Raw genomic sequence first — 24544 nt, forward strand, 5'->3', positions numbered from 1 at the left:
CGCACCGGCACTGGCTGCCGCAGCATCGCGCAGCGGCATCGCAAAGGGGCAGGGAATCTTAAAAAACACATTTCTGCCATTCCGACCGGATAAGTCAAACGGCGGCAACATGATAAACAGCGGCTATTGTCACATAAACTGCTCGGCTGGTGCGGCAAACGTGCGCGCCAGTGCTTGCCCTTTGGCATCGAACAGCAGGCAGCGCTGCGGCGGCAGATGCAAGCACATGGCGTCGCCCGCCTGGCGCAAGCCATCCTCGGCCGGCAGCTTGACTGCCAGCATCCCGGCCACACCTGGCATGCTGGCGTAAACGATGGCCACGTCGCCCAGGTATTCGACATGGCTGACAGTGGCCTCGATCACGTTGTTGTTCGCCGTCTCCCCGTGTTGCAGAACCACATGCTCGGCGCGCACGCCCAGAGTCAGCTGCTCGCCCGGCGCCACGGCATCACCGTGCGCCTCGACCTCGATCACGGCGCCGCCGGGCAGGCGCACGGCCACCGTGCCGGGTCCGCAGGCAATGGCCTCGCAAGCGATGAAGTTCATCTTCGGCGCGCCCAGGAAGCCGGCTACGAACAGGTTGCCCGGATGGTTGTACAGCGCGTGCGGACTGCCCACCTGCTCGATGCGCCCGCCGTTGAACACCACGATGCGCTCGCCCAGGGTCATGGCCTCGACCTGGTCGTGCGTGACGTAGATCATGGTGGTTTTCAATTCCTGGTGCAGGCGCGAAATTTCCACGCGCATCTGCACGCGCAGCGAGGCGTCGAGGTTCGACAGCGGCTCGTCGAACAGGAACACCTTGGGTTTGCGCACGATGGCGCGGCCGATGGCCACGCGCTGGCGCTGGCCGCCCGACAGGTCCTTCGGTTTGCGTTTGAGCAAAGGCGTGATCTGCAGGATCTCGGCGGCGCGCTCGACGGCGGCCCGCACCTGCGCCTTCTTGTGTCCCGCCAGGCTCAGGGCGAAGGCCATGTTTTCGTACACCGTCATGTGCGGATACAGGGCGTAGCTCTGGAAGACCATGGCCAGGCCCCGTTCGGCCGGCGCGATATCGTTGGCCAGCTTGCCGCCGATATGCAGCTCGCCGTCCGTGATGTCTTCCAGCCCGGCGATCATGCGCAGAAGGGTTGATTTACCGCAACCTGAAGGTCCCACGAAGACGACGAATTCGCCATCGCGGATATCGAGGTCGATGCCGTGGATGACCGGGTGCTTGTCGTCATACAGCTTGACGATATTCTTTAAAACGATATGTGCCATGAGGTGGTTCTATCCTAGCTGGCGCTGGCTGGCGCGGATGTGGCGCCGGCTTCAGCTTGGTCGGAAGGGGCCTTCGGTCCGATGCGCATGAAGCGCGACAGGATCAGCACGGGCACGGCCGACACCAGCACCCACAGGAAAAAGGTCTTGTAGCCGAGCGCCGTCTGGATGTCGCCGCTGATCATCTTGAACAGCACGAAACCGAGCTGCATCACGCCGGTGGCGAACGCATAGTGGGCCGTCTGGTACTTGCCGACGGAGACCACCTGCATCATGAACAGGATCAGGCCGACGAAACCGAAGCCATAGCCGAACATCTCCACGCTGAGCGCGGCCGTGATCAGGGTCAGATCGGTCGGCATGCTGTGGCTCAGGTAATAGAACACCAGGTTCGGCAAGTTCATGGCCAGGATCAGGAAGAACATGGCGCGCTTCAGGCCCAGCCAGGAGGTGAAATAGCCGCCGCCTATGCTGCCCAGCAAAAAGGCCACGGTGCCGGCCGTGCCGTACACGGCACCCACTTCCGTCGTCGACAGGCCCAGGCCGCCCAGTTCGCGCGCTTCGCGCAGGAACAGGGGGCCGATGGTCTGCACTTGCGCCTCGCCGGCGCGAAACAGGATGATGAAGGCGATCATGCCCCAGATGCCGGGCTTTTTCAGGAAGTCCACCAGCACGTCCCACAGGGTGCGGCTGATGCCGGCCACGCTCTTGTCGGCCACGGCCGCGTTACGCACCTGCGGCAGCGCCCACAGGTGATACGCGGCCAGCGACAGCATCATGGCGCCGATGATCAGGAAGATCACCGACCAGGCGGGCTTGATGCCGATTTTTTTCTCCAGGTAGCCGGCCAGGATCACCAGGCCGCCCAGCGAGATGAATTTGCCGGCGTTGAAAAAGGCGCCTTGCCAGCCCGCGTAGGCCGCCTGCTGCTTGTCTGACAGGCTGGCGATATACAGGCCGTCGCAGACGATGTCGTGCGTGGACGATGCCAGCGCGGCGACGAACAGCACGGCGATGCAGGCGGCAAACCACAGCGGCGTTTGCAGCGCCAGCGCGATCAGGCCCAGGCTCAGGCCACCGGCGAACTGGAACAGCACCACCATGGTCTTCTTGCTCGACGCCAGCTCCAGGAAGGGGCTCCACAGCGACTTGAAGACCCAGGCAAAGCCGATCAGGCCCGTCCAGCGGGCGATCTGGTCGTTCGGCACGCCCATGCTCTTGAACATCAGGCCGGCCACCAGGGCGACCGCGTAAAACGGCAGGCCCTGGGCAAAGTACAAGGTGGGCACCCAGGAAATCGGGCTGCGGGCGCTGCTGTTACTGATGTTCTTGTCGTTCATGGACACTTCCTTCTCGAGAGACGTTTTCATTTGACTGCGCCGTCCATGCCGCGCATGAAGAAGCGCTGGGTAAACAGGAAGGCCAGCAGGGTCGGCACGATGGTGATCAGGGTGCCGGCAGCGATCACGCGCGTGCTGCTGCCAAACGTGCCGCGCAAATACAGCACGCCCACCGACAGGGGGAATTCATCGGGTTTGCTCATGACGATGGAGGGCCAGATGTATTCATTCCACGATTCGACGGCCGTGAGGATGCCGACGGTGGCCAGCCATGGCGTAATCAGGGGCAGCATGATGCGGCTGAAGATCACCCATTCGCTGGCGCCGTCGACGCGCGCCGCGTCGATCAAGTCTTGCGGCACTTCCTCGAACGCCTGCTTGAGCAGCAAAATGGCCACGGCCGTCACCACGTTGGGCAGGATCACGCCCGTGTAGGTGTCGACCAGGCTCATTTGCGTGATGGTGATGAAGTTGACGAGAAAATTCACCTCCGACGGCAGCACCAGGGTGGCCAGGATCAGGCCGAACACCAGCTTGCGGCCACGAAATTTCAGGCGCGCCAGCGGATACGCGGCCAAAGAGCACAGCAGCAGTTTCCAGAACACGGTGAATACGGCGATCAGCACCGAGTTCTTGAAAAACGACCAGATCGGAATGGCCTGGAACACTTCGGTGAAGTTCTCAAAGGACGGCGCCCTGGGCCAGAAAGTGGGCGGGAAGGCGAAGATATTGCCTTGCGTGGAGATGGCCGTCACCAGGGTCCACCAGAACGGGAAGACGCAGACGACGGCGATCGCGCACAGCACGGCATAGTGGCCGGCATAGTGGCCTATGCGTTGCAAACGCGTTTTCAGGGGGCGGGAACGGCTTGTCATGGTCATTGCCCTGTCAGCGGTGCTTGGGTTCGAGGTAGCGCAGGCAGAGCAGGGCGATGCCTATGCAAAATAGCGACACGACGAAGCTGGCCGCCAGCGCGCGCGGCAGTTTCAAGTGTTTGAGGCCCTGGTCGTAGGCGTAGTACAGCGCCGTGAAGGTCGAATTCATCGGCCCGCCCTGCGTCAGTACGTCGACTTCCTGGTAAGCCTTCAGGGCCGCCAGCACGGACAGGATGGAGCACAGCATGATGGTCGGGCGCAGCATCGGCACGGTGATTTTCCAGAAGCGCTGCCAGCGGTTGGCGCCATCGAGCATGGCTGCTTCCTGCATGTCCGACGGAATCGATTGCAGCGCCGCCAGGTACATCACCATGTACCAGCCCAGGCCGCGCCACAGGGTGACGAACATGACGGCAAACAGGGCCAGGCTGTCGTTCGTCAGCCAGCCCACGGGCGCGTTCACCAGCTTTAACGTCAGCATCACGTAATTGAGCGCGCCCTGTTCGTGGAACATGAAGCCCCACATGATGCCGACCACGGAAACAGTGGTCACTACCGGCACGTAGAAGGCGGCGCGGAACAAACGGATGCCGGGCAGGCGGTTGTTCACCAGTACGGCCAGCACGATGGCCCCCACCTGCACGAAGGGCACCATCAGCAAAAACATCAGCGAATTTTTCAGGCCCGAAACGAACATCTCGTTGTTGAAGATGTAGCGGAAGTTATCCAGGCCGACGAAGCGCGTCTCGCGTATCAGGCTGTAGTCGGTAAACGCCAGCACGGAGCCGTAGCCGACGGGCCAGAAGGAAAAGGCGGCCAGCAGCAGCAGGGCGGGGGCGAGAAACAGCCAGGCTTGCACTGTGTGGCGGTGGGCGAGTTTCATGCTGTCCTCAGTGGCGCGGCAGGGTGGCCAGCTTGCGGTTCCAGATGGCGACGGCCTGGTCCAGCGCCTGCTTGACATCCTGCTTGCCCGTCACGCCCGCCTCGACGGCTTTGACCAGCGAGCGGCGCAATTCGTCGTAGTCGTCGATGCCGGCGACGTACAAGGTGCGCGAGTGGTGCATCGACAGGGCGCCGGCGGCCACCGCTTTTTCCGCCGCGCCTGCGTTCTTCGGCGTGGCGAGGAAAAACGGGTCGGCCGCCGCCTTGACGGTGGTGGGGAAGACGCTGGCCTGGCGTGCGAAGGCCAGCTGGTTGTCGTCGTTCGTCAGGAAGCGCGCAAACTTGCCCACCGATGGCAGCAAACGCGCCGGCACGCCTTTCGGGATGGCGAAGTGCACCAGCCAGCCGCCGTCGGCGATGCCGGTGGGGCCCAGCGGCGCGGGCGCCACGTCGGTGATGGCGTAGATGTCTTTCGCATCGCCGCGGATGCGCTGCATGGCCGTGGGCGGCGCCAGCAGCATGCCCAGGCGGCCGCCCTTGTAGGCGTCGATGACGGCCGGGAAGTTATCTTCGGCGAACAGACTTTCCTTCAGCAGGCCGCCCACCTTGTAGGTGTCGGCCAGCTTTTGCACCAGCGCCACGTGCTGCGGCGAATTGAAGACGGCGCGGTTATCGGTAATCACGGCCAGGCCCTGCTGCATGAACAGGCCGTCGATCTTCGACAGGGCGGGGGCGATGCCGGCCTTGCCTGTGCGTTGCGCAATCTGGCGCGCGAACGCCAGCTGTTCATCGAGGCTGGCGGGGCCGCGCGTGAGCCCGGCCTGCCTGAAAATATCGGTATTGAAGGCGATCACCGCGACATTGCTGTACATGGGAAAACCGTAGGTGCGGCCCTTGAAGCGCAAGTCTTCCAGGGCGCTGGGGATGTAGCTTGCGCGCGCTTGCGCGATCAGGCCATCGACGGGCGTGAGCAAACCGTCGCGTGCAAATTCGTCGGCCCAGGGCACGTTCAGGCTGACCAGCGCGGGCGGCGTGCCGGCCACGATGCGCGTGACCAGCTTGGTCTGGATGACGTCCCAGGGAAAGTCTATCCATTCGATCTTGACGTCGGGATTCTGCGCCTCATAGCGCGCCACCACCGCATTGAAATACGGCGTGAACTTGGGCTTCATGCTGAAGGTCCAGAATTCGATTTTTTCGGCAGCCCATGCCTGTGGCGCGAGCAGGCCCGCGCAGGCAACAACTGCCAACAGTCTCTTGATCGTCATGTTTATCCTGGAGCGCAAGGCTCCAATGTCTATGAGTCTGCGGCGCGGGTACATGCCCTTGCCGTCGCTTATATTCGTGCTGCTGCCGGCAGCCGCGCCCCTTGTCGGGAGCGCAGCTGCCGCCTACTGCTTAATTTGTCTTCGTGACCTTGCTCAAGTGACGTGGCGCATCCGGGTCCATGCCGCGCGCGGCCGACAGTTTTGCCGCCATCACGTAGAAGGACTGGATGGCGACGATCGGATCGAGATCCGGCGTGGCCGCCACGGGCAGGGTCAGGTCGCGTTCGGCCACGTCGGCGGGCGCTGCCAGCAAGACCTTGGCGCCGCGGCCGCGCATTTCCGTGGCCAGCTGCAGCAGGCCGGCCTGGGTCGGGCCGCGCGTGGCAAAAATCAGCAGCGGGTAGCCGTCTTCGATCAGGGCCATCGGGCCATGCTTGATTTCGGCGCCGCTGAAGGCTTCCGCCTGCAGGGCCGAGGTTTCCTTGAATTTCAGCGCTGCTTCCAGCGCCACGGGGAAGCTGATGCCGCGTCCCACGACCATGATGTTGCGTGCCGGCGCCAGCACGTCAATCGCCGGCGACCAGTCGACGCGGGTCGCTTCGAGCAGGGCTTCGGGCAACGCTTCCAGGCCAGCCTGCAGCTCGGGGTCGTTCTGCCACTGGGCCACCATGCGCGCGCCGGCGACCAGGCTGGTGATGAAGCTCTTGGTGGCGGCGACGCTTTGTTCCTTGCCGGCGCGCAGGGGCATGGCCCACTCGGCGGCGTGCGCCAGCGGCGAATCGATGTCGTTGACCAGGGCCACGGTGGTGGCGCCGCCGTCGCGGAAGTAGCGGATCGGTTCGACCACGTCCGGGCTCTGTCCCGATTGCGAGATCGAGATGGCCAGCGTATCGCGCGTCACCAGCGGCGACTTGTTCAGGGTCACCAGCGACATCGGCAGGGACGCGACGACACGGCCCAGGCGCGCCATGATCAGGTAGGCGACGTAGTTGCAGGCGTGGTCCGAGCTGCCGCGCGCGATGGTCAGGGCGGTCGAGAACGAGGTGCTCCTCAATTTGCGGCCCAGTTCCGCGTAGCGCTCCGTGTCGCTCGCCAGTTGCAGGGCGACGCATTCGGCGGCGGAAATGGCTTCTTTAAGCATCATTGAGGTCACAGATTTCTCCTTCTATATACACAGCTTTGAGTTTGAGATCGCGATCGAGTACCACCAGATCGGCGTAAGTACCGGGGGCCAGCCGGCCACGTTCTTCCAGGCCCAGGTAATCGGCGGCGTTGGTCGACACGCGCTTGGACGCGTCGGCCAGGTCCAGTCCCAGTCCCACCAGGTTGCGCAGCGCCTGGTCCAGGGTCAGGGTGCTGCCCGCCAGGGTGCCGTCGGGCAGGCGCACGCCGCCCATGCATTTCTGCACGGCGTGGCGGCCCAGCATGTATTCGCCGTCCGGCATGCCGGTGGCGGCGGTCGAATCGGTGACGCAGTACAGGCGCGGGATGGCGCGCAGGGCTACCTTGATGGCGCCCGGATGCACGTGCAGCAGGTCGGGTATCAGTTCGGCGTATTCGGCGTGCGCCAGCGCGGCGCCGACCATGCCTGGCTCGCGGTGGTGCAGGCCGCTCATGGCGTTGAACAGGTGCGTGAAGCCCATGGCGCCATGCTCCAGCGCGGCCACGCCGTCTTCATAGGAACCGAGGGTATGGCCGATCTGTACGCGCACGCCGGCGTCGGCCAGCGAGCGCACCAGTTCCAGGTGGCCGGCGATTTCCGGCGCCACGGTGATGACGCGCAGCTTGGCCAGGGTTTGCAGGCGTTCGATTTCGGCCAGGGTGGCGGCGCGCGCGTAGTTGGGCTGCGCCCCGAGCTTGCCGGAATTGATGTACGGGCCTTCCAGGTGGGCGCCCAGCACGCGCGCCGTGTTCGGGCGGCGGTGGTTGGCGGCGATGCCGATGGCCGTTAGGGCCATGTCGATATCTTCCGGCGGCGCCGTCATGGTAGTGGCCAAGAGGCTGGTGGTGCCGTGACGCGCATGGATGGCCGCGATGGTGTAGACGGCGTCGCCGCCTTCCATGATGTCCTTGCCGGCGCCGCCATGCACGTGCAGGTCGATAAAACCCGGCAAAATATAATCGTCGCTGTTGCCCGACGGGTGGAGGGAATTGCCCGTGATGCTGTCGACGCGCTCGCCGAAGGCGATGGCGCCGTGAATCCAGCCGCCGGGGGTAAGGATATTGCCTTTGATAGTGCTGCTCATCTGCGCGACTCCGCTACGAATTCATAATAATCACTGCGGCAATACGAGTGGGTCAGTTCCACCGCTGCGCCGTTGTCGAGATAACTGACACGGGTGATGTGCAGCATGGCTTCACCCGTCTTGATATTGGCCAGTTTGGCCTGTTCCGCCGTGGCGTTGACGGCGCGGATATGCTGCAGCGCGCGCATCGGGATGGTGCCGCGCGACTCCAGGTAGCCGTACAGCGAGTCCGTCACCTGCTGCGGGTCCGGCATGTACAGGGCGGGGATGGTGGTCGTCTCGATCGCCATCACCACGTCGTCGGCCGTGCGCAAACGGCGCAAACGTGCCACCGGCATGTGCGGCGACAGGCCCAGCGACAGCAGTTCCAGCGGCGCGGCCGAGCCGATATCGCGCTGCAGCCAGCGCGAGCCGGCCGTGAAGCCCCGCTGGCGCAATTCTTCCGAAAAGCTCGTCAGGCGCGACAGCGGCTGCTCCAGCTTGGGCGTGATGTAGGTGCCCGAGCCGCGCTTGCGCGTCAGCATGCCCCGGTCGCACAGCATGTCGATGGCCTTGCGCGCCGTGACGCGCGAGATTTCCAGGATGTCCGACAGCACGCGCTCGGAAGGCAAGGCCTGGTTGGCGCGCCAGTCGCCGCTGGCGATGCCGTCCGACAGCATGTTCGCCAGTTGCATGTAGAGCGGCGTGTCGCTGGCCGGATTGGGTTTGAAGGCAGACAGTTTGGCCAGCATGGTCATTGCTCCTGCAAGTGCTTGCGTATCAGGCGCAGGCCGCCTGCCGCCGAGTCGCCCTGTGCCGGCACGACCAGTTGCAACAATGCCGCCGGCAGGTAGGCCGACAACGGTGCCGCCAGGCCGCCGCACAGGGCCACGGGCAAGTTGCCGGCCGGGTCGAGGGCTCTGGCGATGAGGGCGATCTGCTGGCCCGCATCGATCAGGATGGTGCGCGCCACCGCATTGCTGGCCGCGTGTTCGAGCACCAGCCGCGCCAGTTGCGCGAAAGTGGTCTGGCTGGCAGCCGCCAGCCACACCTGCATGGCATTGCGCTGGCCGCCGCAGGCGTCGATGACGGCCGTGGCGAAGGCGCTGCCGGGCACGCGCCCGTCGACGACCTGCTGCGCATGGTTGACGGCGCGTATGCCGATCCAGGCGCCGCCCGCTTCGTCGCCGGAGGGGAAGCCCCAGCCGCCCACTTCATGGCGGCTGCCGTCCGCGTGCAGCACTTCGCCCACGCTGCCGGTGCCGATGGCAACGATGGCGCCCGGCTGGCCCGCGTGCGCGCCCAGCAGGGTGGTCAGGGCATCCGATTCGAGTGCCACCAAGGCATAGCCGGGATTGTGTTCGACGAAGCTGGCGGCCCACTGCTTGTTGTGCACGCCGGCCAGGCCCAAGCCGATGGCCATGCGTTGCAGCGACGGCTGCTCCAGGCCGGCCGCGCGGAAGGCCACGGTGACGGCATGCGCCACGGAAGTCCAGGCGCGTTCGATGCCCAATCCCAGGCCGGATGGACCGCTTTGTCCCTGTGCCAGCTCCTGGCCATCGAGGCGCGCCAGGCGTACGCGGGTGCCGCTGCCCCCGCCGTCGACGCCGATTATGTATTCGATCATGTTGTGCAGTCCCGCGTTTGGTTGGATGCGCCTGTCTCGGTTCTTTTATTTGTCGGGAGGCGTAAAGCTGAAGGCACTATATTGTCGCCTCGATGGCTTGTCAACAGGTATTTAAGTGGTATTAGAAAATGCCTTGTGCGATATCGCGTCATGCCCGAGGGAGTGATTGCAAGTATTTGTTAATAAAGGGGTTTTTGTGTTCCGTGAATGGTATTGAAATTGGCCTTGTTTAATGCCAATTTTCCCCGGGTGGTCTATGTCTGGTGTTGCGCTATTGCTTATATGCATGCTTGGCAAGGGACGCCATGAAGAGTAAAGTCCGCCTTTTACACTGAGTTGGAAGAGCATGATGAACGACAAGGCAGCAAAGAGCGAGTACTGGGACGACTGGCAGCAAGAGGCGCTGGCCGCCGGCGTGTCGGCGCCGCTGGCCGCGCTGGGCATGGAAATGATGCGCACGCACCGCAAGAACCGCTGGCCGAAGGATTTCCTGGGCCGCGAAAGCGATGGCCCGGTCATGCTCGAAATGTGCCTGGAAGACGAGGCGGAAACGGAATTGTTCTTTATCGAGAACCTGTATCCCTACGATGCAGCGCTGATCGAAAAGACGCGCCGCCGCCTGTGCCTGCATTGATAGTGCGCTGATGCCTGACTGGAACGGCCGCCTTGTGCGGCCGTTTTGCTTTTCGGGTGGCATTTTCATGGGGGAGTGTCATAATGGCTCAGGCATTTTCGCCCAGGTATGGAGTAAATGATGAGCAAGGCACAGGACAGCAAGAAGGAAGCCAAGAAGGAACCGGCCAAGAGCATGAAGGAAAAGAAGGAAGCCAAGAAGGTCAAGAAAGAAGAGCGCAAGCGCTGATCATGCGCGTGCGCCGTGCATTGATGCGCCAGTGGCGTGCGCCGGCCCTGCTGGCGGCGTTCGCCCTGCTGCTCTTCGGTGTACCCGTGTCCGGCGTGCTGGCGCAGCAAAAGGCAGCGCCGTCCACGTTCGGGCAAGTGGTGGGCAATGCCGTGCTGTGCATCGACCAGATCGACAACAAGGCCTTTTATGCCTATTTGCTGACGGCCTTCGGCCCTGCCTACAAGCATGAAGGGGGCGCCTACTGGTTCCGCACGGACGCCACCTTGTGGGGCGCGCCGATTACCGACGTGATCGTCAGCGACGACACCAGCCCCCTCGTCTTCATGGGCGTGGTGGCCGATTCGACGCCGGAAAAGCTGGAACCGGCCATCCGCAGTGCCTCGGGCCTGCGTTTCAATAAGCTCGACAGTTCCGCCTTTCCCGTCCGCGGCTCCATGCCTGGCAGTAAAATCGTCTACTTCCGTAGCAAGGCGAAAGTGTATTGCGCCAAATACAAACCGTTGCCGCCCGCGCGTACCCGCTGAGGGTACCGGCTTGCCGCCGCGCATTTTGATCGTTTCATCCGCAGGGTCTCCATGTACACGCATTATTTCCAGCTCAAGCAATCGCCGTTCTCGATCGCCCCCGATCCGCGCTACCTGTTCATGAGCGAACGCCACCGCGAAGCGCTGGCGCACCTGCTGTATGGCGTGGGCAGCGGCGGCGGCTTCGTGCTGCTGACGGGAGAAATCGGTGCCGGCAAGACCACCGTGTGCCGCTGTTTCATGGAGCAGATTCCGGAAAACTGCCAGCTGGCGTATATCTTCAATCCGAAACTGTCCGTCGAGGAGTTGCTGCTGTCGATTTGCGAGGAATTCCGCATCCCCGTGGCGCCCGGCGTGGCCAGCGTGAAAGGCTATGTCGACGCCATCAATGCACACCTGCTGGCCAGCCATGCGCAGGGCAAGAACAATGTGCTGATCATCGATGAAGCGCAAAACCTGTCCGCCGCCGTGCTGGAGCAGCTGCGTTTGCTGACCAACCTGGAAACGAGCGAGCGCAAGCTGCTGCAGATCATCCTGATCGGTCAGCCGGAACTGCGCGCCATGCTGGCCCGGCCCGAGCTGGAGCAGCTGGCGCAACGCGTGATCGCCCGCTATCACCTCGGCTCGCTGACGGCCGAGGAAACAGCCAGCTATATCCGCCACCGCCTGGCCGTGGCAGGCAGCACGGCGCAGACGCCGTTCGCGCCCCGTTTGATGGCGCAGATCCATGCCTTGAGCCACGGCGTGCCGCGCCGCATCAATCTGCTGTGCGACCGCGCGCTGCTGGGCGCCTATGTAGAAAACCAGCAGCAAGTGACGCGCCAGATACTGCGTCGTGCCGCCGAGGAAGTGTTTGCGGAAGAGGGCAAGCCGGTTGCCGGACGGGGCCTGCGCTGGCCGCACGTGGCGGCCGGCGTGCTGGCCGGCGTCGTGGTGACGGCCGCGCTGGCCTGGCATTTCATGCCGCGCGCTGGCGCGCCCGTACCGGCGACCGTCGCACCGGCCTTGGCCGCATCCATGCCGGCGGCGTCCGCAGCGGTGGCCGCGTCCGCGCCCGCCAGCGTGCCGGACCGCAACGCCGTGCTGCGCCAGCTGGCCGCCCTGTGGGGCGAGCAGTTGCCAGCCGGCGACGCTTGCCAGGCGGGTGCGCGCGCCGGCCTGCGTTGCCTGCACAGCCGGGGCGGCATCGCCGAACTGCGCGTGCTGGACCGCCCGGCCATGCTGGCCTTGCGCGATGGACAAGGAGTGGAACAGCTGGCGCTGCTGACGCGCTTGCAGGGCGAGACGGCCACGCTGATGCTCGATGGCAAACAACAAAGCCTGCCCCTGGCCCAGCTGGCGCAGCGCAGCGATGGCAGTTTCACGACGTTCTGGCGCGCCCCGCGCAACTGGCGCGACGAAGTGCCGCTTGGGGGGCGTGGCGCCGACGTGGACTGGCTGGCGCAGCGGCTGGCGCAACAGCGGGGCTTGCCGGCACCGGCCGCCAACCTGCCGCTCGATGCCGAGATGCAAGGCCAACTGCGCGTTTTCCAGCAGAGCCAGAACCTGCGGGCCGATGGTCTGGCGGGTCCGAAAACGTATATACGCCTGATGCAACTGGGTGACAACGGGGAGCCGCGCCTGAGCAGCGCAGCTCCTGCCGTGGCAGCGGCCGCTGCGACGGCGATGGTGGCGGGGAAATAAGATGTCCTACATACTTGAAGCACTGAAAAAATCGCAGGCCGAGCGCCAACTGGGCGAGTTGCCGTCGATCCACGCACCGCAAGTGCAGCTGCACGCTGGCGCCGCGTCTTCTGCTGCGCGGCGCGCGCCCGTCTGGCTGGCGCTGGGTGGCGTCAGCGTGGCCGTGGCTGCCGCGCTGCTGCTGTGGCAGCCTTGGCAGGCGGGCGCGGCGGCGCCTGTTGTCCCTGTTGTGCTGGCCCAGGCTGTGCCCGCGCCCATGGCTGCCGCGCCAGCAGTGCCCGCGCCGGCGCCCGTGCCGCTGGCTGCCCCGTCCGTGCCGTCAGCAGCCACCGCCGCGCCCGTGCACCATGCCAGGCGCGTGGCGGAACCGAAGCAGGAGACGCCCGGCCAGGCCGCGCCGCCGCCCGTTGTGGCCCCGATGCCTGCAGCGCCGCCCGCGTCCACGCCCACGCCCACGCCTGGCGCCGAGGAAAGCGTGCCCGCCATGCGCGACTTGCCCGAGCCGATACAGCGGCAAATCCCACCGGTCGCCATCGGCGGCTATATTTATTCGAAGAATCCGGCCGACCGTCTGTTGCTGATCGACAAGGTCCTGCGCCATGAGGGCGAGGAGCTGGCGCCCGGCCTGGTGCTGGAAAAGTTGCAGCCGAAGGCGGCCATCTTCAGTTTCAAGGGCTACCGCTACCGCGTGCTGTATTGAGTTGTTGCGCATCAAGGCCGGGCCGCCATCGCTGAACCAACCTGGCCTGGCCTGGTCGAACCAGGGTCGCTGCGCCCGTGCGCGTGGCCGGGGAGTTCCCATGATTGCTGCTGCAGCTGCAGGTGAGGGTGCGCTTGATATGGATGCGCCGGAAAATCTGGCGCGCATCGACCATATCGTCGTGCTGATGATGGAAAACCGGTCATTTGACCACATGCTCGGCTATCTGAGCCTGGAAGGCGGGCGCGCCGACATCGACGGCTTGCAGGCCAGCCATGCCAATGTGCATGCGGGCGTGGCCTACCCCGTGCACCATTTGCGGCGCACGGCCTTCGGCCCGCAGCAAGACCCGTCGCATACGGGCCTGTCGGTGGCGCAGCAATTGCAAAACACTAACGGCGGCTTTATCGACGACTATGCGCAAACGCATCCGGGCGACCCCGACATCGATCTGGTGATGGGGTACTACAATGGGGCCGACTTGCCCATGTATGATTTCCTGGCGCAGCAGTTCTGCGTCTGCGACCGCTGCTACAGTTCCGTGCCGGGTGCCACCTGGCCCAACCGCCTGTATGCGATCAGCGGCAAGGCGGCCGGCAGCCGCGACAGCAAGCGCGTGCCCGAGTATGCAAACAAGTCCTTCGTGCGCCACCTCGAGCATGCCCTGGTCAGCTGGAAATTTTATTCCGCCTGGAAACCCTGGAGCCTGGCGCTGACGGACGACCATTACCGCTCGTCCGAGTTTTACGAGCCCTTCGGCTCTTTCGGACGCCGCTATGGCTTCATCGGCGATGCGCTGGCGGGCACCTTGCCCTCGGTCAGCTGGATCGATCCGCATTTTTTTGACAATGACGACCATCCGCCGGCCGATATCCGCGCCGGCCAGGCGCTGGTGGCGCAGGTTTACCAGGCCCTGTCGCGCGGTCCGGCCTGGGCGCGCACCCTGCTGATCCTCAGTTATGACGAACACGGCGGCTTTTTCGACCATGTGCCGCCGCCCGTCGCTGTGGACGATGAGCCCGCGTTTCGCCAGTACGGTGTGCGCGTGCCCATGTTGCTGGTGTCGCCGCTGATCGCGCCGGGCAGCGTCAGCCACGAGGTGTATGACCACACGTCCATCATCAAGACCATCTTGCAGCGCTTTTGCCGCGCCGCCGATGGCGCCTTGCCCCAGATGGGCGCGCGCGTGGCGGCCGCCAGCGGCCTGGGCGCGGTGCTGACCCTGGCGCAGCCCCGCGCGGCACCGGCCGTGCCTGCGGCGGTGCTGGCGCAGCGGGCCGCATGGGAAGCGGATGTGCGGGCGCAGGACTTCGCCCCGCTGGCGCAGGCTGGCGAGCTGGCCGCCGTTGCCGCCGTGCCCGTGCAATCGGATGCCGAAGCGGGCGTGATCGCCGCGCATCGGCAATTGGCGCGCTCGGCCAGGAATGCACAGGCGGGGAATGGCAAGACAACGCCCCGGCCTGCTGGCCGGCGCCGGCGGCAGGCTGGCAATCCAGCGCACGCCGATGCGCTGTCCGGCAAGGGCACGGTCGATGGCGGCGGCCGTTGAGCCAGACACCGTCCGCAGGCGATGCCATGCAGAAATCCTGTGGCGCTTGATCTGGACGATGAGCTGGAAGATTAGGTGGAAGATGAGCTGGGCAATGCACGGCGCTGGCGCCGGTGGGGCTGCGTATAATCACTGCTTCTCAATCAAGGAGTGACCATGCACGATGCGATGCCTGCACACCCGGTACTGGGTGTGATCGGCCGTTCCGGTAGCGGCAAGACGACCCTGCTGGAATTTGTGGTGAAGGAATTGGCGGCGCGCGGCTTGCGCGTCAACCTGGTCAAGCACAGCCACCACGATCTGGCGCTGGAGCCGCCGCAAAAAGACAGCGCCCGGTTGCGCCTGGCAGGGGCGGCGGAAGTGCTGGTGGCGTCGCCGTATCGTTTTGCTATCGTGCATGAGCTGCGCGGTGCGCCCGAGCCGAGCCTGGCGCAGCAATTGTCCCGCATGGGGCCGGCAGACCTGACCCTGGTGGAAGGCTTCAAGACGGATCCCATCCCCAAGCTGGAAGTATTTCGCCCGGAAGTGGGGCAATCGCCCCTGTATCCGCATGACCTGCAGGTGATCGCCGTCGCCTCCGACAGCCCGGCGCCGGCCGACTTGCGCGAGGGCGTGCAATGGCTGGACTTGAATGCGCGCGAGCAAGTGCTGGCCTGGCTGCTGCACAGACTGAAAAAATAAGCTAAAGGTTTGCCGCTGCCATCCGTTAATACTGGTAGAACCTCATTGGAGAAACGTATGGACGTCGCAAGTATTGCTCAACTGTCAACCACGATGGCGGAGACAGGTACGCGGCAAGCCGTCGGTTTGACTGTCTTGAAAAAAGCCCAGGATATTCAAAGTTCGACTGCCACTGCCTTGCTGGCCGCCCTGCCGCCAGTCCAGTCGGCACCGAGTCTGCCGTCTCACCTCGGTAACCGCATCAACACCACAGCCTGAGCGCAGGTCTGTAGCGCCAGTCTGGCGCTCGCTATGCCCACACCACCGTCGCCGACAGTGGCGCGTGGGTGTTTTTGTTTTTCTTCGCGGCAATCGTCATCTTGCCCGACATTCCGCCTTCCTTTCTGTCTTCATCAAGTTGACTAAATGATCATGGTTCGCCATGGCCGGGCCGATTTAGTAAAATGCTGCCCAGCACTGCGCGTTGCGCATGGTGCAGCCTGGTGCGTACCGTGAATGCCGCGTGCTTGCTTACCGCGATTACTTAGCCATTACTTTGACCCCTGCAGAGGATTTCCCATGAACAAACGTCAAGCTCTCATCGCCGCCGCCCTCGCGGGCATTTGCGCCGGTACTACCGTCAACGCGGCCGCGCACGATGGTCCCGCCCCCGGCGACAAGGAAAAATGCTACGGCGTGGCCAAGGCCGGGCAGAACGAATGCGCCTCGTCCGACGGCGCGCATTCGTGCGCGGGCCAGGCGGAGGCGGACAACTTGCCCACGGAATGGACCTATGTTGCCAAGGGCACGTGCGAACAGGCGGGCGGCTCCGTCAAGCCCATCAAGGCCGGCAAGGCCGCCAAACCGGCCACGCAGCCGTAAGCTCTCGCCGCTTGCCCATGCCGCAGCCACTGCGAGCGCTTGCCGGCGTTGGCTTGCGCGCCGCGCACTACCGCGACTTCCTGGAATGCCGGCCCAAGGTGGGCTGGCTGGAAGTGCATACCGAAAATTATCTGCAGCCGTCGGGCTGGGATAGTCATGTATTGCAGACCCTGCGCCAGGATTACCCCGTCAGCCTGCATGGCGTGGGCCTGGGCCTGGGTTCCGCGCGCGGCTTTTCCGAGGCCCATTTGCAGCGCGTGCGCGCCGTGGTGGAGCGTATCGAGCCGGCCCTCGTGTCGGAACACCTGTGCTGGGGCGCCGTGGCGCAGCAGCAACTCAATGATCTGTTGCCGCTAGCCTTGAATGGCGCCGCCCTGGAGTTGCTGTGCGCCAGGGTGGGGCGCGTACAGGATGTGCTGAAAAGACCGATCTTGCTGGAGAATGTCTCTACTTACCTGCGTTTTGCCGACGATGCCATGAGCGAGGCGCAATTCCTGGCGGAGCTGGCGCGCCGCAGCGGCTGCGGACTGCTGCTCGATATCAATAATCTGTATGTGAACCAGTGCAACCACGGCGAAGATGCCCTGCTTGCCCTGCAAAGTATCGCACCGGGCAGCGTGGGCGAATTGCACCTGGGCGGCCATCTGCTGACGCCGCAGGCCGTGATCGACCACCACGGCGCCGCCGTGGCCGATCCCGTCTGGCACTTGTATGCGGCCGCCTTGCTGCGTTTTGGCGCCGTGCCCACCCTGGTTGAATGGGATACGCATTTACCGCCGCTCGATATCCTGCTGGGCGAGGCGGACAAGGCGCAGGCCATGCTGGCGCGCCATGCGCCACATTCGCCATGGCAGGGAGCGCTGCTGGCGGCGCCGCCGGCCGCTCCTGCCGAAGCACTGGCGCAGCAGCAGCAAGCCTTTGCCACGGCCTTGTTTGATACTCTGGCAGCCCTGCCATCGTTCGCGGGAGAGGCGGTGCTGGAGCGCTTTGCGCTGTATCGTGGCAATCTGAGCGCCACTTGGCGCCGCACCCTGGGCCACGCATATCCCGTCGTGCTGGCGCTGGTGGGCGAGGATTTCTTTGCTGGCCTGGCGCGCGCGTATGGCCGCAAGATGCCATCCGATAGCGCCGATTTGCAGCAGTTTGGCGCCCGTTTCGCCGATTTTTTGGCTGCGTTCCCACCTGTGGCCGTAGTTCCCTATTTGCCCGACATGGCGCGCCTGGAATGGGCCTTGCACCTGGCCCATTACGCGCCCGATGCGCAGGCGCTGGCGCCCGATTCGCTGGCCGCCTTGCATCCTGATCAGCTGGAAGTGCGCCATTTGACCTTGCATCCTGCTTGCGCCTTGCTGGCATCGGACTGGCAAGTGGCGGCCTTGTGGCAGGCGCATCAAGAGGGGCTAGGGCAGGGGATGTTTCCGCACGATATGCAAGTGGCGAGCTGGGCACTGGTATGCCGTCCGCACTGGAAGGCGCAGGTGCTGCTAGTGGATGCCGCCGCGCACGCGGCCTTGCTGGCCTTGCAGCAAGGCCAAACGTTTGGCGCCGCGCTCGATGTGGCCTTCGAGCGGGACCCGGCATTTGACCTGGCGACACACTTGCGCCAGTGGCTGGTGCATGCGGTGCTGGCAGCGTAATGGTTTAGGGTTTACTCGAAGGCCCGCAGCAAGCGCGCTTCGCCCGTCTGATCGCGGTACAGGGCATTCGCCGCCAGGGTAGCGTCCATCATGCGCGTCACTTGTTCTTCTTCGAAGCGGGCCAGTTCGGCAGCGGCCGCGACAAGGGCCAGTTCCAGCCTGGCCCGCGCGCTCTGGTACAGGCTGCTAGTGTATTTGTCTGTGTTGCGCAGCAATTCTTCCGCGTTTTCTATCACCTGGCGCAAGTCGCCGATCAGGCGTTCCTGGCTGCGCGTACCTTGTTCGGGATGGTCCATGGCGCTTCCCTTCTGCAATCGATATTTATCTGACAATAACGACATGTTGCAGCTTGATGCAGGCAGCCGGCTGGACGCATGGGGCCGCTTTCGCGCCCCATGCCGGGGTCAGACCGGGGCGACGACCGTGATACGGATATCGCCCACGCTGACGACCTGGCCGGCGCGGATCTTGGCGGTCTTGCGCAATTCCTTCTTGCCATCGACCTTCACCACGCCGCTATCGACCATGACCTTGCCTGCGCCACCGCTGTCGCACAGGCCGACCAACTTCAACAGCTGGTTCAGCTCGACGAACTCGGATGTTAAATCAAAGCTTACTTTTTGCATTGTATCCCTTATTGCAACGATGTGTTTTAAACACTTTATGACGACCTCAGCTAATCCATAGTTTACCTGAAGCCGCCAGCAATGCAGGGTGGAAGTCAGCTTTTGTTGGGCCTTGTCATCTCCAGTGGCACGATCCACGCACTGAATTGCTCTTCCGTCACAAAGCCCAGGGCCAGCGCCGCTTCCTTCAAGGTCGTGCCTTCATGCTGCGCTTGCTTGGCGATTTGCGCCGCCTTGTCGTAGCCGATATGCGGCGCCAGGGCCGTGACCAGCATCAGGGAACGTTCCATCAGTTCGGCGATGCGAGCACGGTTCGGCGCGATGCCGTGCGCGCAATGCGCGTCGAAGCTGCGCATGCCGTCGCCCAGCAGGCGCGCGCTTTGCAGAAAGTTGTGCGCGATCAGGGGCTTGAAGACGTTCAGCTCGAAATTGCCCGAGGCACCGCCCACCGTGATGGCGACATCGTTGCCGAACACCTGGCAGCACAGCATGGTCAGCGCTTCGCACTGGGTGGGATTGACCTTGCCCGGCATGATGGAGCTGCCTGGCTCGTTTTCGGGGATGCTGATTTCACCGAGGCCGGAACGGGGGCCGGACGCCATCCAGCGCACGTCGTTGGCGATTTTCATCAGGGCCGTGGCCAGGGTTTTCAGTGCGCCATGGGCGGCGACGAGCGCATCGTGGGCGGCCAGCGCAGCAAATTTGTTGCTGGCCGTTTCGAACGGCTGGCCCGTCAGGCGTGCCAGCTCGGCAGCGATGCGGCCTGCAAATTCCACGTGGGCATTCAAGCCCGTGCCCACGGCCGTGCCACCGGCGGCCAGTTGCAGCAGCGGCGGCAACGATGCCGTAATGATGTGCTCGGCAAAGTCCAGTTGCGCCACGTAGCCGGAAAATTCCTGGCCCAGGGTCAAGGGGGTGGCATCCTGCAAATGCGTGCGGCCGATCTTGACGATGTCGGCAAACTCCGTGGCCTTGGCGTCGAGCGTGGCGCGCAGCTGGCGCAGCGGCGGCAAGACTGTATTGGCGACGGCCAGGGCGGCCGCCACATGGATGGCGGTCGGAAAGATGTCGTTCGAGGACTGGCCCAGGTTGACGTCGTCGTTCGGGTGCAGCAGGCGCTCGGCGCCCCGCAAGCCGCCGATCAGTTCGGAGCCACGGTTGGCCAGCACTTCATTCATGTTCATATTGCTTTGCGTGCCGGACCCCGTCTGCCAGACGGCCAGCGGGAATTCTGCGTCATGCTTGCCGGCCAGCACTTCGTCGGCCGCCTGCGTGATGGCGATGGCTTTCTTGCCATCCAGTAATCCCAAGTCCAGGTTGACGTGGGCGGCCGCGCGCTTGACGGTGGCCAGGGCGGCGATCAGTTCGGGCGGCATCTTTTCCGTGGAGATATGGAAGTGCTCAAGCGAGCGCTGCGTTTGCGCTCCCCAAAGCCGGTCGGCGGGTACGTCGATCGGGCCGAAACTGTCGCGTTCAATTCTGCTACTCATGACATCCCTTTCATCGATAGAGGTGAAACGAGTGTACTCCAGACGTCAAAAAGGCACAGGATGATGCTGTATTGCATCATTTTTGCCATGGCGCATCTATATTTTTGCGATTTCCTGCCGTTAAAGACAGGCGAGTTCCCCTTTTTATCTTGTTATCAAAGCGATCAGTCCATGCAAAGCAGCATTGTTACCCGTTGGTCCCTGATCGCGTGCGCCGCCGCCAGCCTGGCCTTGCCGCCCGTCATGGCGGCCGAACTGGGCGAGATGGCGGTGCTGTCGCACGTGGGCCAGCCCTTGCTGGCCGAGATCGAATTGACGGCCCTGGCGCCCGAGGAAACCAATGGCGTGACCGTGCGCCTGGCCTCGCCCGATGTGTACCGGGGCGGTGGCATCGGCATGGATCCGGCCCTGCAAACCTTGACGATCAGCCCGCTGGAACGGGGTGGCCGGCACTATGTGCGCGTGGCCACCCGGCAAGCGATCCAGGCTGCTCATGTGCATTTATATTTACTATTGGGTAACGGCAGTGGCGCCATCGTGCGCCTCGGTACGCTGTGGCTGACGCCGGCACCGCCCGCCGCCGTCGCCGCCAGTGCGCCAGCCAGGGTCGCCATTCCAGCGCCCGTGCCGGCGACCGTGTCATTGCCGCGCGCCGTAGCCACCGCGCCGCCGCCCGATGCCGCCGCGTTGGCGGCCCGCGCGCGTGCCGAGGGCCTGGTGCGCCCGGCGCGCGTGTTTGTGCCGCCACCCGCCGCGCCCATGCCGGCTGCTCCTGCGTTGCGTCCGCCGCCATTGCGCCGGGCCACGGCGCCTGTGGCCGCTTGCGCGCCGCAGCCAGCTGCCGGGCAGGCGCAAGCGTGCGTGGCGCTGGACCAGAAAAACGCGGCCCTGAATGAAAAGCTCGGCGAATTGGAAGGCAAGATCGGCGTCTTGCAAAAGGCGCTGGCGCTGCCCGCCGCTGCGAGCGCTGCCGTTCCGCCTGCCGCAGCGCAAGCGCCCCATGCCAAGCCCAAGCCCCTGCATGCGGCGCCAGCGGCTGACAAGGAGACGAAAGCGGGCGGCAACGGCTTGCTGTGGCTGGGTGTGGGCACCTTGATCTTCCTGCTGCTGACGGCGTTCATCGTGTATGTCGTGCGCAAGCGCAAGCAGGCTGCAGGGCCGGGCGCGCCATCGAAATACTGGGTCTTGCTGCGCAAACCATTCCGCCGCAAGAAGAAAGAGGTACCGGTGCTGACGGAAGCGGCCGAGCCGGAACCTGAGCCGTTCTCGCGTTAATGATGCGGCAAGATCGCGCCCAGATTTGATATAAAAAAAGATATTCAAAAAAGACAGAAATGCCTGTCTATCGTGTTGCCTATTTTTTAAAGATGGTGATATGATTAATGCAGTGGACTTGCTCTACGACAAAACAGCCCCAGCCTGGCGCAGTCACCAACGATAGTGTGGCGCGGCAAACAGGTGTAGCGTTGCATAAACGCCTGGGTCTGGAAGCGGTTTGCGATGCCGACGATGTGCTCGCGAACGCCGGATGCAACCGGCAGCGAGGCGGCGCCAGGAGATACCTGGGGTTCGCCTTCCAAATCCCCCCCCCCCCTCCTTGCTTCCTGAGCGCCGCAGATGCCGCGCTCCCTGGCACGGCGGCAGACGTAAAAAAAAGCACCTGCGAGTGCTTTTTTTTTTGGTGCTGCAAGCTTGCTTGTTGACTTACATGTGGGCGCGTGATCCTGGCATGGCATTCGACAGCTGCGTCATCCACGGTTCCGTGATGGCGCGGATTTCGCGGTCATTGGCCAGGATTTGCTTGAGCAAATCGATCTTGTGCAGGCGCGAGGCGCCGGCCAGGGCAGGTACGCTGCCCGTCATGGCTGTGCTGGCGGCGCTGGCGCACTGGTTTTCCAGGGTGTCCAAGCCATCCCAATCGCTCGAACGTGCGGCCACAACCATTTTATTGGTCATTCCTGCAATATTTTCATACATCGAGAGAACGTCGTTGGAGGTCATGAGCACACCCGTAACTAGTGAATGGATTACCGCTTGTCTAGATTAACGGCGTGCTGATCCGGAACTTGAGGGTATTTTTGAAAAAAAGTGAAAATAATTTGGATATTTTTTGCTGAGCGCATGAATCGCCCGCCAAGCCGCATGGATGCTGGGTCGATGATGTCGGCGTCGATCGTTATTGAACGAATTCTTCCAGTGCTGCGCTCGGCTCGGCAGGCGGCGTGATCAGTTGCGCGGCACGGCAATCGTGCAACGATATGCCGATTTTTTGTCCGCATGCAAAAAAGTTGCCGGACGGTTTTTTTTGCCCGAAACAGGCTATGATTTTGGCTCTCATCGAAAGGATCGCTATGCACGGTTTGCGTTTTTCCTGGTCCTGGACGCCAGTCCAGGCTGCCATCTTCCTCGCCTTGGCCGGCGCCTCGCTGGCCAGTTTGCCTGCCCTGGCGCACGGCCAGGCCGCCAGCGTTGCTGTCCCTGCCGCCGCCAAGGCCTTGCCCGGCGACGACTTTTATGATTACGTGAATGGCGCGTGGCTGCGCAGCGCGGAGATCCCCGCCGACCGCAGCAGCTGGGGCTCCTTCGCCATGCTCGCCAACTCTACCAACGAGCGCATCATCGGTCTCGTCGACGGCCTGGCGGCGGCGCCACAGACGGATGCCTCCGCGCGCCAGGTCAGTGATTTTTACCGTTCCTGGATGGATGAATCGGCTATCGAAGCGCAAGGCTGGGCGCCGATTCAGCCCTTGTTGACAAAGATCAATGGCATCCGCGACCGGGCGGGCCTGGCCCGTGCGCTGGGCGAGAGCTTGCGCGCCGATGTCGACCCGCTCAATGCCACCAATTTCTATACGGAAAACCTGTTCGGCTTGTGGGTGGCGCAAGACTTGAACGACAGCACGCGCAATGTCGCCTATCTGTTGCAGGGCGGGCTGGGTTTGCCCGACCGCGCGTTTTACCAGGGCGATAGCGCCCGCATGCAGGGCTTGCGCACGGGCTACCAGGCGCATATCGCCGCCATGCTCCAGCAGGCCGGCTACAGCGATGCGCCGGCCCGCGCCGCGCGCGTGTTTGCGCTGGAGCAGCAAATTGCCGCCAGTCATGCCAGCCGCGAAGATTCGGCCGATGTCGCCAAGGGCAATAATGCGTGGCGCGCCGCCGACTTCGCCAGCAAGGCGCCAGGCCTGGACTGGAAAGCCTACTTCCAGGCGGCAGGGCTGGGCAAGCAGACGGATTTCATCGTCTGGCACCCGACGGCCATGACGGGCAGCGCCGCGCTGGTGGCGAGCGTGCCGTTGGCCACCTGGAAGGATTTCCTCGCCTTTCACGCGATCAACCATTTCAGCACCACCTTGCCGAAGGCGGCCGCCGACCAGCGTTTTGCTTTCTATGGCACGGCCCTGAGCGGTACGCCGCAACAGTCGCTGCGCAGCAAGCGCGCGCTGGCCGCGACGAATGCGGCCCTGAGCGACGCCGTCGGCAAGCTGTACGTGGAGCGCTATTTCCCGCCGGCATCGAAATCCCGCGTGCAGGACATGGTGACGCATATCGTCGCCGCCTTCTCGCGCCGCATCGACAAGCTGGACTGGATGGCGCCGGCCACCAAGGCGCAGGCGCAGGAAAAGCTCAAGACCCTGTATGTGGGCGTGGGCTATCCGGAACGCTGGGCCAGCTATGCGGGCTTGCGCGTGGTGCGCGGCGACGCGCTGGGCAATGTGCAGCGGGCGGAACAGTTTTATTACCAGCAGGAACTGGCCAAGCTGGGCCAGTCTCCTGATCGCAAGGCCTGGGCCATGCCGGCGCAGCTGGTCAACGCCGTCAACCTGCCGCTGCAAAATGCGCTCAATTTCCCCGCCGCCATCCTGCAGTCGCCGTTTTTCGACCCGGCAGCGTCCGATGCGGCCAATTATGGCGGCATCGGCGCCACCATCGGCCACGAGATCAGTCATAGCTTCGATGACCAGGGCGCGCAGTTCGACGCCCAGGGCAAGCTGCGCGACTGGTGGACGCCGGCCGACCTGGCGCATTTCCAGTCGGCATCCCAGCAATTGGTGGCGCAGTTCGCGGCCTATCAACCGTTTCCCGACCTGGCCGTGAATGGCCAGCTGACCCTGAGCGAAAATCTGGCCGACCTGGCCGGCGTGGCAGCCGCGCATGATGCGTTTGCGCTATCGCAACAAGGCAAGCCTGCGCAGGCGGGCGCGGACCGTGATTTCTTCACCGGTTACGGCGTCAGCTGGCGCAGCAAGGCGCGCGAAGCGGCGGCGCGCCAGCAAATCCTCACCGATGGTCATGCGCCGGCGCAATACCGCGCCGCCACCGTGCGCAACCTCGACGCCTGGTATCCAGCCTTCGACGTCCAGCCGGGGCAGCAGCTGTACCTGGCGCCGGAACAACGGGTGCGCGTCTGGTAAGTACGTTGGCGCTGCCGGCCGGTGAGCGGGCCG

25 protein-coding genes are annotated in these 24544 nt (G+C 64.0%); 11 read left to right on the forward strand and 14 right to left on the reverse strand.

Going from position 1 to position 24544, the window contains the following annotated elements; translation table 11 throughout:
* Positions 1-129 precede the first annotated feature (129 nt).
* From CSZ94_RS14180 to CSZ94_RS14220, 9 genes are all read right to left on the reverse strand, one after another.
* Positions 130-1263: an ABC transporter ATP-binding protein gene (locus CSZ94_RS14180; RefSeq protein ID WP_102122089.1), complete on the reverse strand. Its 1134-nt coding sequence runs from the start codon at positions 1261-1263 to the stop codon at positions 130-132.
* Positions 1264-1277: 14 nt separating this feature from the next.
* Positions 1278-2603, reverse strand: coding sequence for an MFS transporter (locus CSZ94_RS14185; protein ID WP_102122090.1), 1326 nt, complete (start codon positions 2601-2603; stop codon positions 1278-1280).
* A 26-nt stretch (positions 2604-2629) separates the two neighbouring features.
* Positions 2630-3478: a carbohydrate ABC transporter permease gene (locus CSZ94_RS14190; RefSeq protein ID WP_258000978.1), complete on the reverse strand. Its 849-nt coding sequence runs from the start codon at positions 3476-3478 to the stop codon at positions 2630-2632.
* 13 nt (positions 3479-3491) lie between these two features.
* On the reverse strand, positions 3492-4361 hold the full coding sequence (locus tag CSZ94_RS14195; protein ID WP_102122091.1) for a carbohydrate ABC transporter permease: 870 nt from the start codon (positions 4359-4361) through the stop codon (positions 3492-3494).
* A gap of 7 nt (positions 4362-4368) precedes the next feature.
* Positions 4369-5628: an ABC transporter substrate-binding protein gene (locus CSZ94_RS14200; protein WP_102122092.1), complete on the reverse strand. Its 1260-nt coding sequence runs from the start codon at positions 5626-5628 to the stop codon at positions 4369-4371.
* A 130-nt stretch (positions 5629-5758) separates the two neighbouring features.
* Positions 5759-6772: an SIS domain-containing protein gene (locus CSZ94_RS14205; protein ID WP_071079063.1), complete on the reverse strand. Its 1014-nt coding sequence runs from the start codon at positions 6770-6772 to the stop codon at positions 5759-5761.
* Positions 6762-7874 carry an N-acetylglucosamine-6-phosphate deacetylase gene (nagA, locus tag CSZ94_RS14210; protein ID WP_102122093.1) on the reverse strand — a complete coding sequence of 371 codons (1113 nt, stop codon included), beginning with the start codon at positions 7872-7874 and terminating at the stop codon, positions 6762-6764. Before nagA ends, CSZ94_RS14205 begins: the two co-directional genes overlap by 11 nt.
* A complete protein-coding gene (locus tag CSZ94_RS14215) occupies positions 7871-8605 on the reverse strand; it encodes a GntR family transcriptional regulator (protein WP_102122118.1) in 735 nt (244 codons plus the stop codon). The genes nagA and CSZ94_RS14215 overlap by 4 nt, the downstream gene beginning before the upstream one ends.
* 2 nt (positions 8606-8607) lie before the next feature.
* On the reverse strand, positions 8608-9480 hold the full coding sequence (locus CSZ94_RS14220) for a BadF/BadG/BcrA/BcrD ATPase family protein (protein ID WP_102122094.1): 873 nt from the start codon (positions 9478-9480) through the stop codon (positions 8608-8610).
* Between the two features lie 346 nt (positions 9481-9826).
* Between CSZ94_RS14220 and CSZ94_RS14225 the strand changes: the two genes are divergently transcribed.
* From CSZ94_RS14225 to bufB, 9 genes are all read left to right on the forward strand, one after another.
* On the forward strand, positions 9827-10114 hold the full coding sequence (locus CSZ94_RS14225) for a hypothetical protein (RefSeq protein WP_102122095.1): 288 nt from the start codon (positions 9827-9829) through the stop codon (positions 10112-10114).
* Between the two features lie 230 nt (positions 10115-10344).
* The gene (locus tag CSZ94_RS14230; RefSeq protein ID WP_102122096.1) at positions 10345-10869 is read left to right on the forward strand and encodes a hypothetical protein; all 525 of its coding nucleotides are present in this window, start codon (positions 10345-10347) and stop codon (positions 10867-10869) included.
* 51 nt (positions 10870-10920) lie between these two features.
* Entirely contained in the window at positions 10921-12552 is a 1632-nt protein-coding gene (locus CSZ94_RS14235; protein WP_102122097.1) for an ExeA family protein, read from the forward strand.
* A 1-nt stretch (position 12553) separates the two neighbouring features.
* The gene (locus CSZ94_RS14240) at positions 12554-13252 is read left to right on the forward strand and encodes a general secretion pathway protein GspB (protein WP_102122098.1); all 699 of its coding nucleotides are present in this window, start codon (positions 12554-12556) and stop codon (positions 13250-13252) included.
* A gap of 100 nt (positions 13253-13352) precedes the next feature.
* Positions 13353-14801 carry an alkaline phosphatase family protein gene (locus tag CSZ94_RS14245; RefSeq protein WP_180977480.1) on the forward strand — a complete coding sequence of 483 codons (1449 nt, stop codon included), beginning with the start codon at positions 13353-13355 and terminating at the stop codon, positions 14799-14801.
* 156 nt (positions 14802-14957) lie between these two features.
* Positions 14958-15482: a molybdopterin-guanine dinucleotide biosynthesis protein B gene (mobB, locus tag CSZ94_RS14250; protein WP_102122100.1), complete on the forward strand. Its 525-nt coding sequence runs from the start codon at positions 14958-14960 to the stop codon at positions 15480-15482.
* A 57-nt stretch (positions 15483-15539) separates the two neighbouring features.
* Positions 15540-15740 carry a YjfB family protein gene (locus CSZ94_RS14255; protein ID WP_102122101.1) on the forward strand — a complete coding sequence of 67 codons (201 nt, stop codon included), beginning with the start codon at positions 15540-15542 and terminating at the stop codon, positions 15738-15740.
* 300 nt (positions 15741-16040) lie between these two features.
* A complete protein-coding gene (locus CSZ94_RS14260; protein WP_102122102.1) occupies positions 16041-16343 on the forward strand; it encodes a BufA1 family periplasmic bufferin-type metallophore in 303 nt (100 codons plus the stop codon).
* A gap of 17 nt (positions 16344-16360) precedes the next feature.
* A complete protein-coding gene (gene bufB / locus CSZ94_RS14265; RefSeq protein ID WP_102122103.1) occupies positions 16361-17980 on the forward strand; it encodes an MNIO family bufferin maturase in 1620 nt (539 codons plus the stop codon).
* Positions 17981-17991: 11 nt separating this feature from the next.
* Here bufB and CSZ94_RS14270 read toward each other — a convergent pair whose 3' ends face one another.
* The 3 genes from CSZ94_RS14270 to fumC form a co-directional block, all read right to left on the reverse strand.
* On the reverse strand, positions 17992-18276 hold the full coding sequence (locus tag CSZ94_RS14270; RefSeq protein ID WP_102122104.1) for a hypothetical protein: 285 nt from the start codon (positions 18274-18276) through the stop codon (positions 17992-17994).
* A gap of 108 nt (positions 18277-18384) precedes the next feature.
* A complete protein-coding gene (locus CSZ94_RS14275) occupies positions 18385-18606 on the reverse strand; it encodes an RNA-binding S4 domain-containing protein (RefSeq protein WP_035825476.1) in 222 nt (73 codons plus the stop codon).
* Between the two features lie 95 nt (positions 18607-18701).
* The gene (gene fumC, locus CSZ94_RS14280; protein WP_102122105.1) at positions 18702-20096 is read right to left on the reverse strand and encodes a class II fumarate hydratase; all 1395 of its coding nucleotides are present in this window, start codon (positions 20094-20096) and stop codon (positions 18702-18704) included.
* Between the two features lie 171 nt (positions 20097-20267).
* Here fumC and CSZ94_RS14285 point away from each other — a divergent pair, with 171 nt between their 5' ends.
* A complete protein-coding gene (locus CSZ94_RS14285) occupies positions 20268-21371 on the forward strand; it encodes a type IV pilus assembly protein FimV (protein WP_146009805.1) in 1104 nt (367 codons plus the stop codon).
* Positions 21372-21800: 429 nt separating this feature from the next.
* Here CSZ94_RS14285 and CSZ94_RS14290 read toward each other — a convergent pair whose 3' ends face one another.
* On the reverse strand, positions 21801-22040 hold the full coding sequence (locus CSZ94_RS14290; RefSeq protein WP_308410565.1) for a flagellar protein FliT: 240 nt from the start codon (positions 22038-22040) through the stop codon (positions 21801-21803).
* A gap of 83 nt (positions 22041-22123) precedes the next feature.
* On the reverse strand, positions 22124-22453 hold the full coding sequence (locus CSZ94_RS27635; protein WP_146009806.1) for a hypothetical protein: 330 nt from the start codon (positions 22451-22453) through the stop codon (positions 22124-22126).
* On the opposite strand from CSZ94_RS27635, the gene CSZ94_RS14295 reads away from it, so the two are divergent.
* The gene (locus CSZ94_RS14295; RefSeq protein WP_102122108.1) at positions 22448-24511 is read left to right on the forward strand and encodes a M13 family metallopeptidase; all 2064 of its coding nucleotides are present in this window, start codon (positions 22448-22450) and stop codon (positions 24509-24511) included. The genes CSZ94_RS27635 and CSZ94_RS14295 overlap by 6 nt on opposite strands.
* The last annotated feature ends 33 nt before the right edge of the window (positions 24512-24544 follow it).

The organism is Janthinobacterium sp. ROICE36 (assembly GCF_002869965.1).
Taxonomy (GTDB): Bacteria; Pseudomonadota; Gammaproteobacteria; order Burkholderiales; family Burkholderiaceae_D; genus Janthinobacterium.

Bases quoted from the DNA above. Each gene is read 5' to 3' on its own strand.
- CSZ94_RS14180 (WP_102122089.1), bottom strand. From the start codon at position 1,263: ATGGCACATATCGTTTTAAAGAATATCGTCAAGCTGTATGACGACAAG.
- CSZ94_RS14185 (WP_102122090.1), bottom strand. From the start codon at position 2,603: ATGAACGACAAGAACATCAGTAACAGCAGCGCCCGCAGCCCGATTTCC.
- CSZ94_RS14190 (WP_258000978.1), bottom strand. From the start codon at position 3,478: ATGACAAGCCGTTCCCGCCCCCTGAAAACGCGTTTGCAACGCATAGGC.
- CSZ94_RS14195 (WP_102122091.1), bottom strand. From the start codon at position 4,361: ATGAAACTCGCCCACCGCCACACAGTGCAAGCCTGGCTGTTTCTCGCC.
- CSZ94_RS14200 (WP_102122092.1), bottom strand. From the start codon at position 5,628: ATGACGATCAAGAGACTGTTGGCAGTTGTTGCCTGCGCGGGCCTGCTC.
- CSZ94_RS14205 (WP_071079063.1), bottom strand. From the start codon at position 6,772: ATGATGCTTAAAGAAGCCATTTCCGCCGCCGAATGCGTCGCCCTGCAA.
- nagA (WP_102122093.1), bottom strand. From the start codon at position 7,874: ATGAGCAGCACTATCAAAGGCAATATCCTTACCCCCGGCGGCTGGATT.
- CSZ94_RS14215 (WP_102122118.1), bottom strand. From the start codon at position 8,605: ATGCTGGCCAAACTGTCTGCCTTCAAACCCAATCCGGCCAGCGACACG.
- CSZ94_RS14220 (WP_102122094.1), bottom strand. From the start codon at position 9,480: ATGATCGAATACATAATCGGCGTCGACGGCGGGGGCAGCGGCACCCGC.
- CSZ94_RS14225 (WP_102122095.1), top strand. From the start codon at position 9,827: ATGATGAACGACAAGGCAGCAAAGAGCGAGTACTGGGACGACTGGCAG.
- CSZ94_RS14230 (WP_102122096.1), top strand. From the start codon at position 10,345: ATGCGCGTGCGCCGTGCATTGATGCGCCAGTGGCGTGCGCCGGCCCTG.
- CSZ94_RS14235 (WP_102122097.1), top strand. From the start codon at position 10,921: ATGTACACGCATTATTTCCAGCTCAAGCAATCGCCGTTCTCGATCGCC.
- CSZ94_RS14240 (WP_102122098.1), top strand. From the start codon at position 12,554: ATGTCCTACATACTTGAAGCACTGAAAAAATCGCAGGCCGAGCGCCAA.
- CSZ94_RS14245 (WP_180977480.1), top strand. From the start codon at position 13,353: ATGATTGCTGCTGCAGCTGCAGGTGAGGGTGCGCTTGATATGGATGCG.
- mobB (WP_102122100.1), top strand. From the start codon at position 14,958: ATGCACGATGCGATGCCTGCACACCCGGTACTGGGTGTGATCGGCCGT.
- CSZ94_RS14255 (WP_102122101.1), top strand. From the start codon at position 15,540: ATGGACGTCGCAAGTATTGCTCAACTGTCAACCACGATGGCGGAGACA.
- CSZ94_RS14260 (WP_102122102.1), top strand. From the start codon at position 16,041: ATGAACAAACGTCAAGCTCTCATCGCCGCCGCCCTCGCGGGCATTTGC.
- bufB (WP_102122103.1), top strand. From the start codon at position 16,361: ATGCCGCAGCCACTGCGAGCGCTTGCCGGCGTTGGCTTGCGCGCCGCG.
- CSZ94_RS14270 (WP_102122104.1), bottom strand. From the start codon at position 18,276: ATGGACCATCCCGAACAAGGTACGCGCAGCCAGGAACGCCTGATCGGC.
- CSZ94_RS14275 (WP_035825476.1), bottom strand. From the start codon at position 18,606: ATGCAAAAAGTAAGCTTTGATTTAACATCCGAGTTCGTCGAGCTGAAC.
- fumC (WP_102122105.1), bottom strand. From the start codon at position 20,096: ATGAGTAGCAGAATTGAACGCGACAGTTTCGGCCCGATCGACGTACCC.
- CSZ94_RS14285 (WP_146009805.1), top strand. From the start codon at position 20,268: ATGCAAAGCAGCATTGTTACCCGTTGGTCCCTGATCGCGTGCGCCGCC.
- CSZ94_RS14290 (WP_308410565.1), bottom strand. From the start codon at position 22,040: ATGGTTGTGGCCGCACGTTCGAGCGATTGGGATGGCTTGGACACCCTG.
- CSZ94_RS14295 (WP_102122108.1), top strand. From the start codon at position 22,448: ATGCACGGTTTGCGTTTTTCCTGGTCCTGGACGCCAGTCCAGGCTGCC.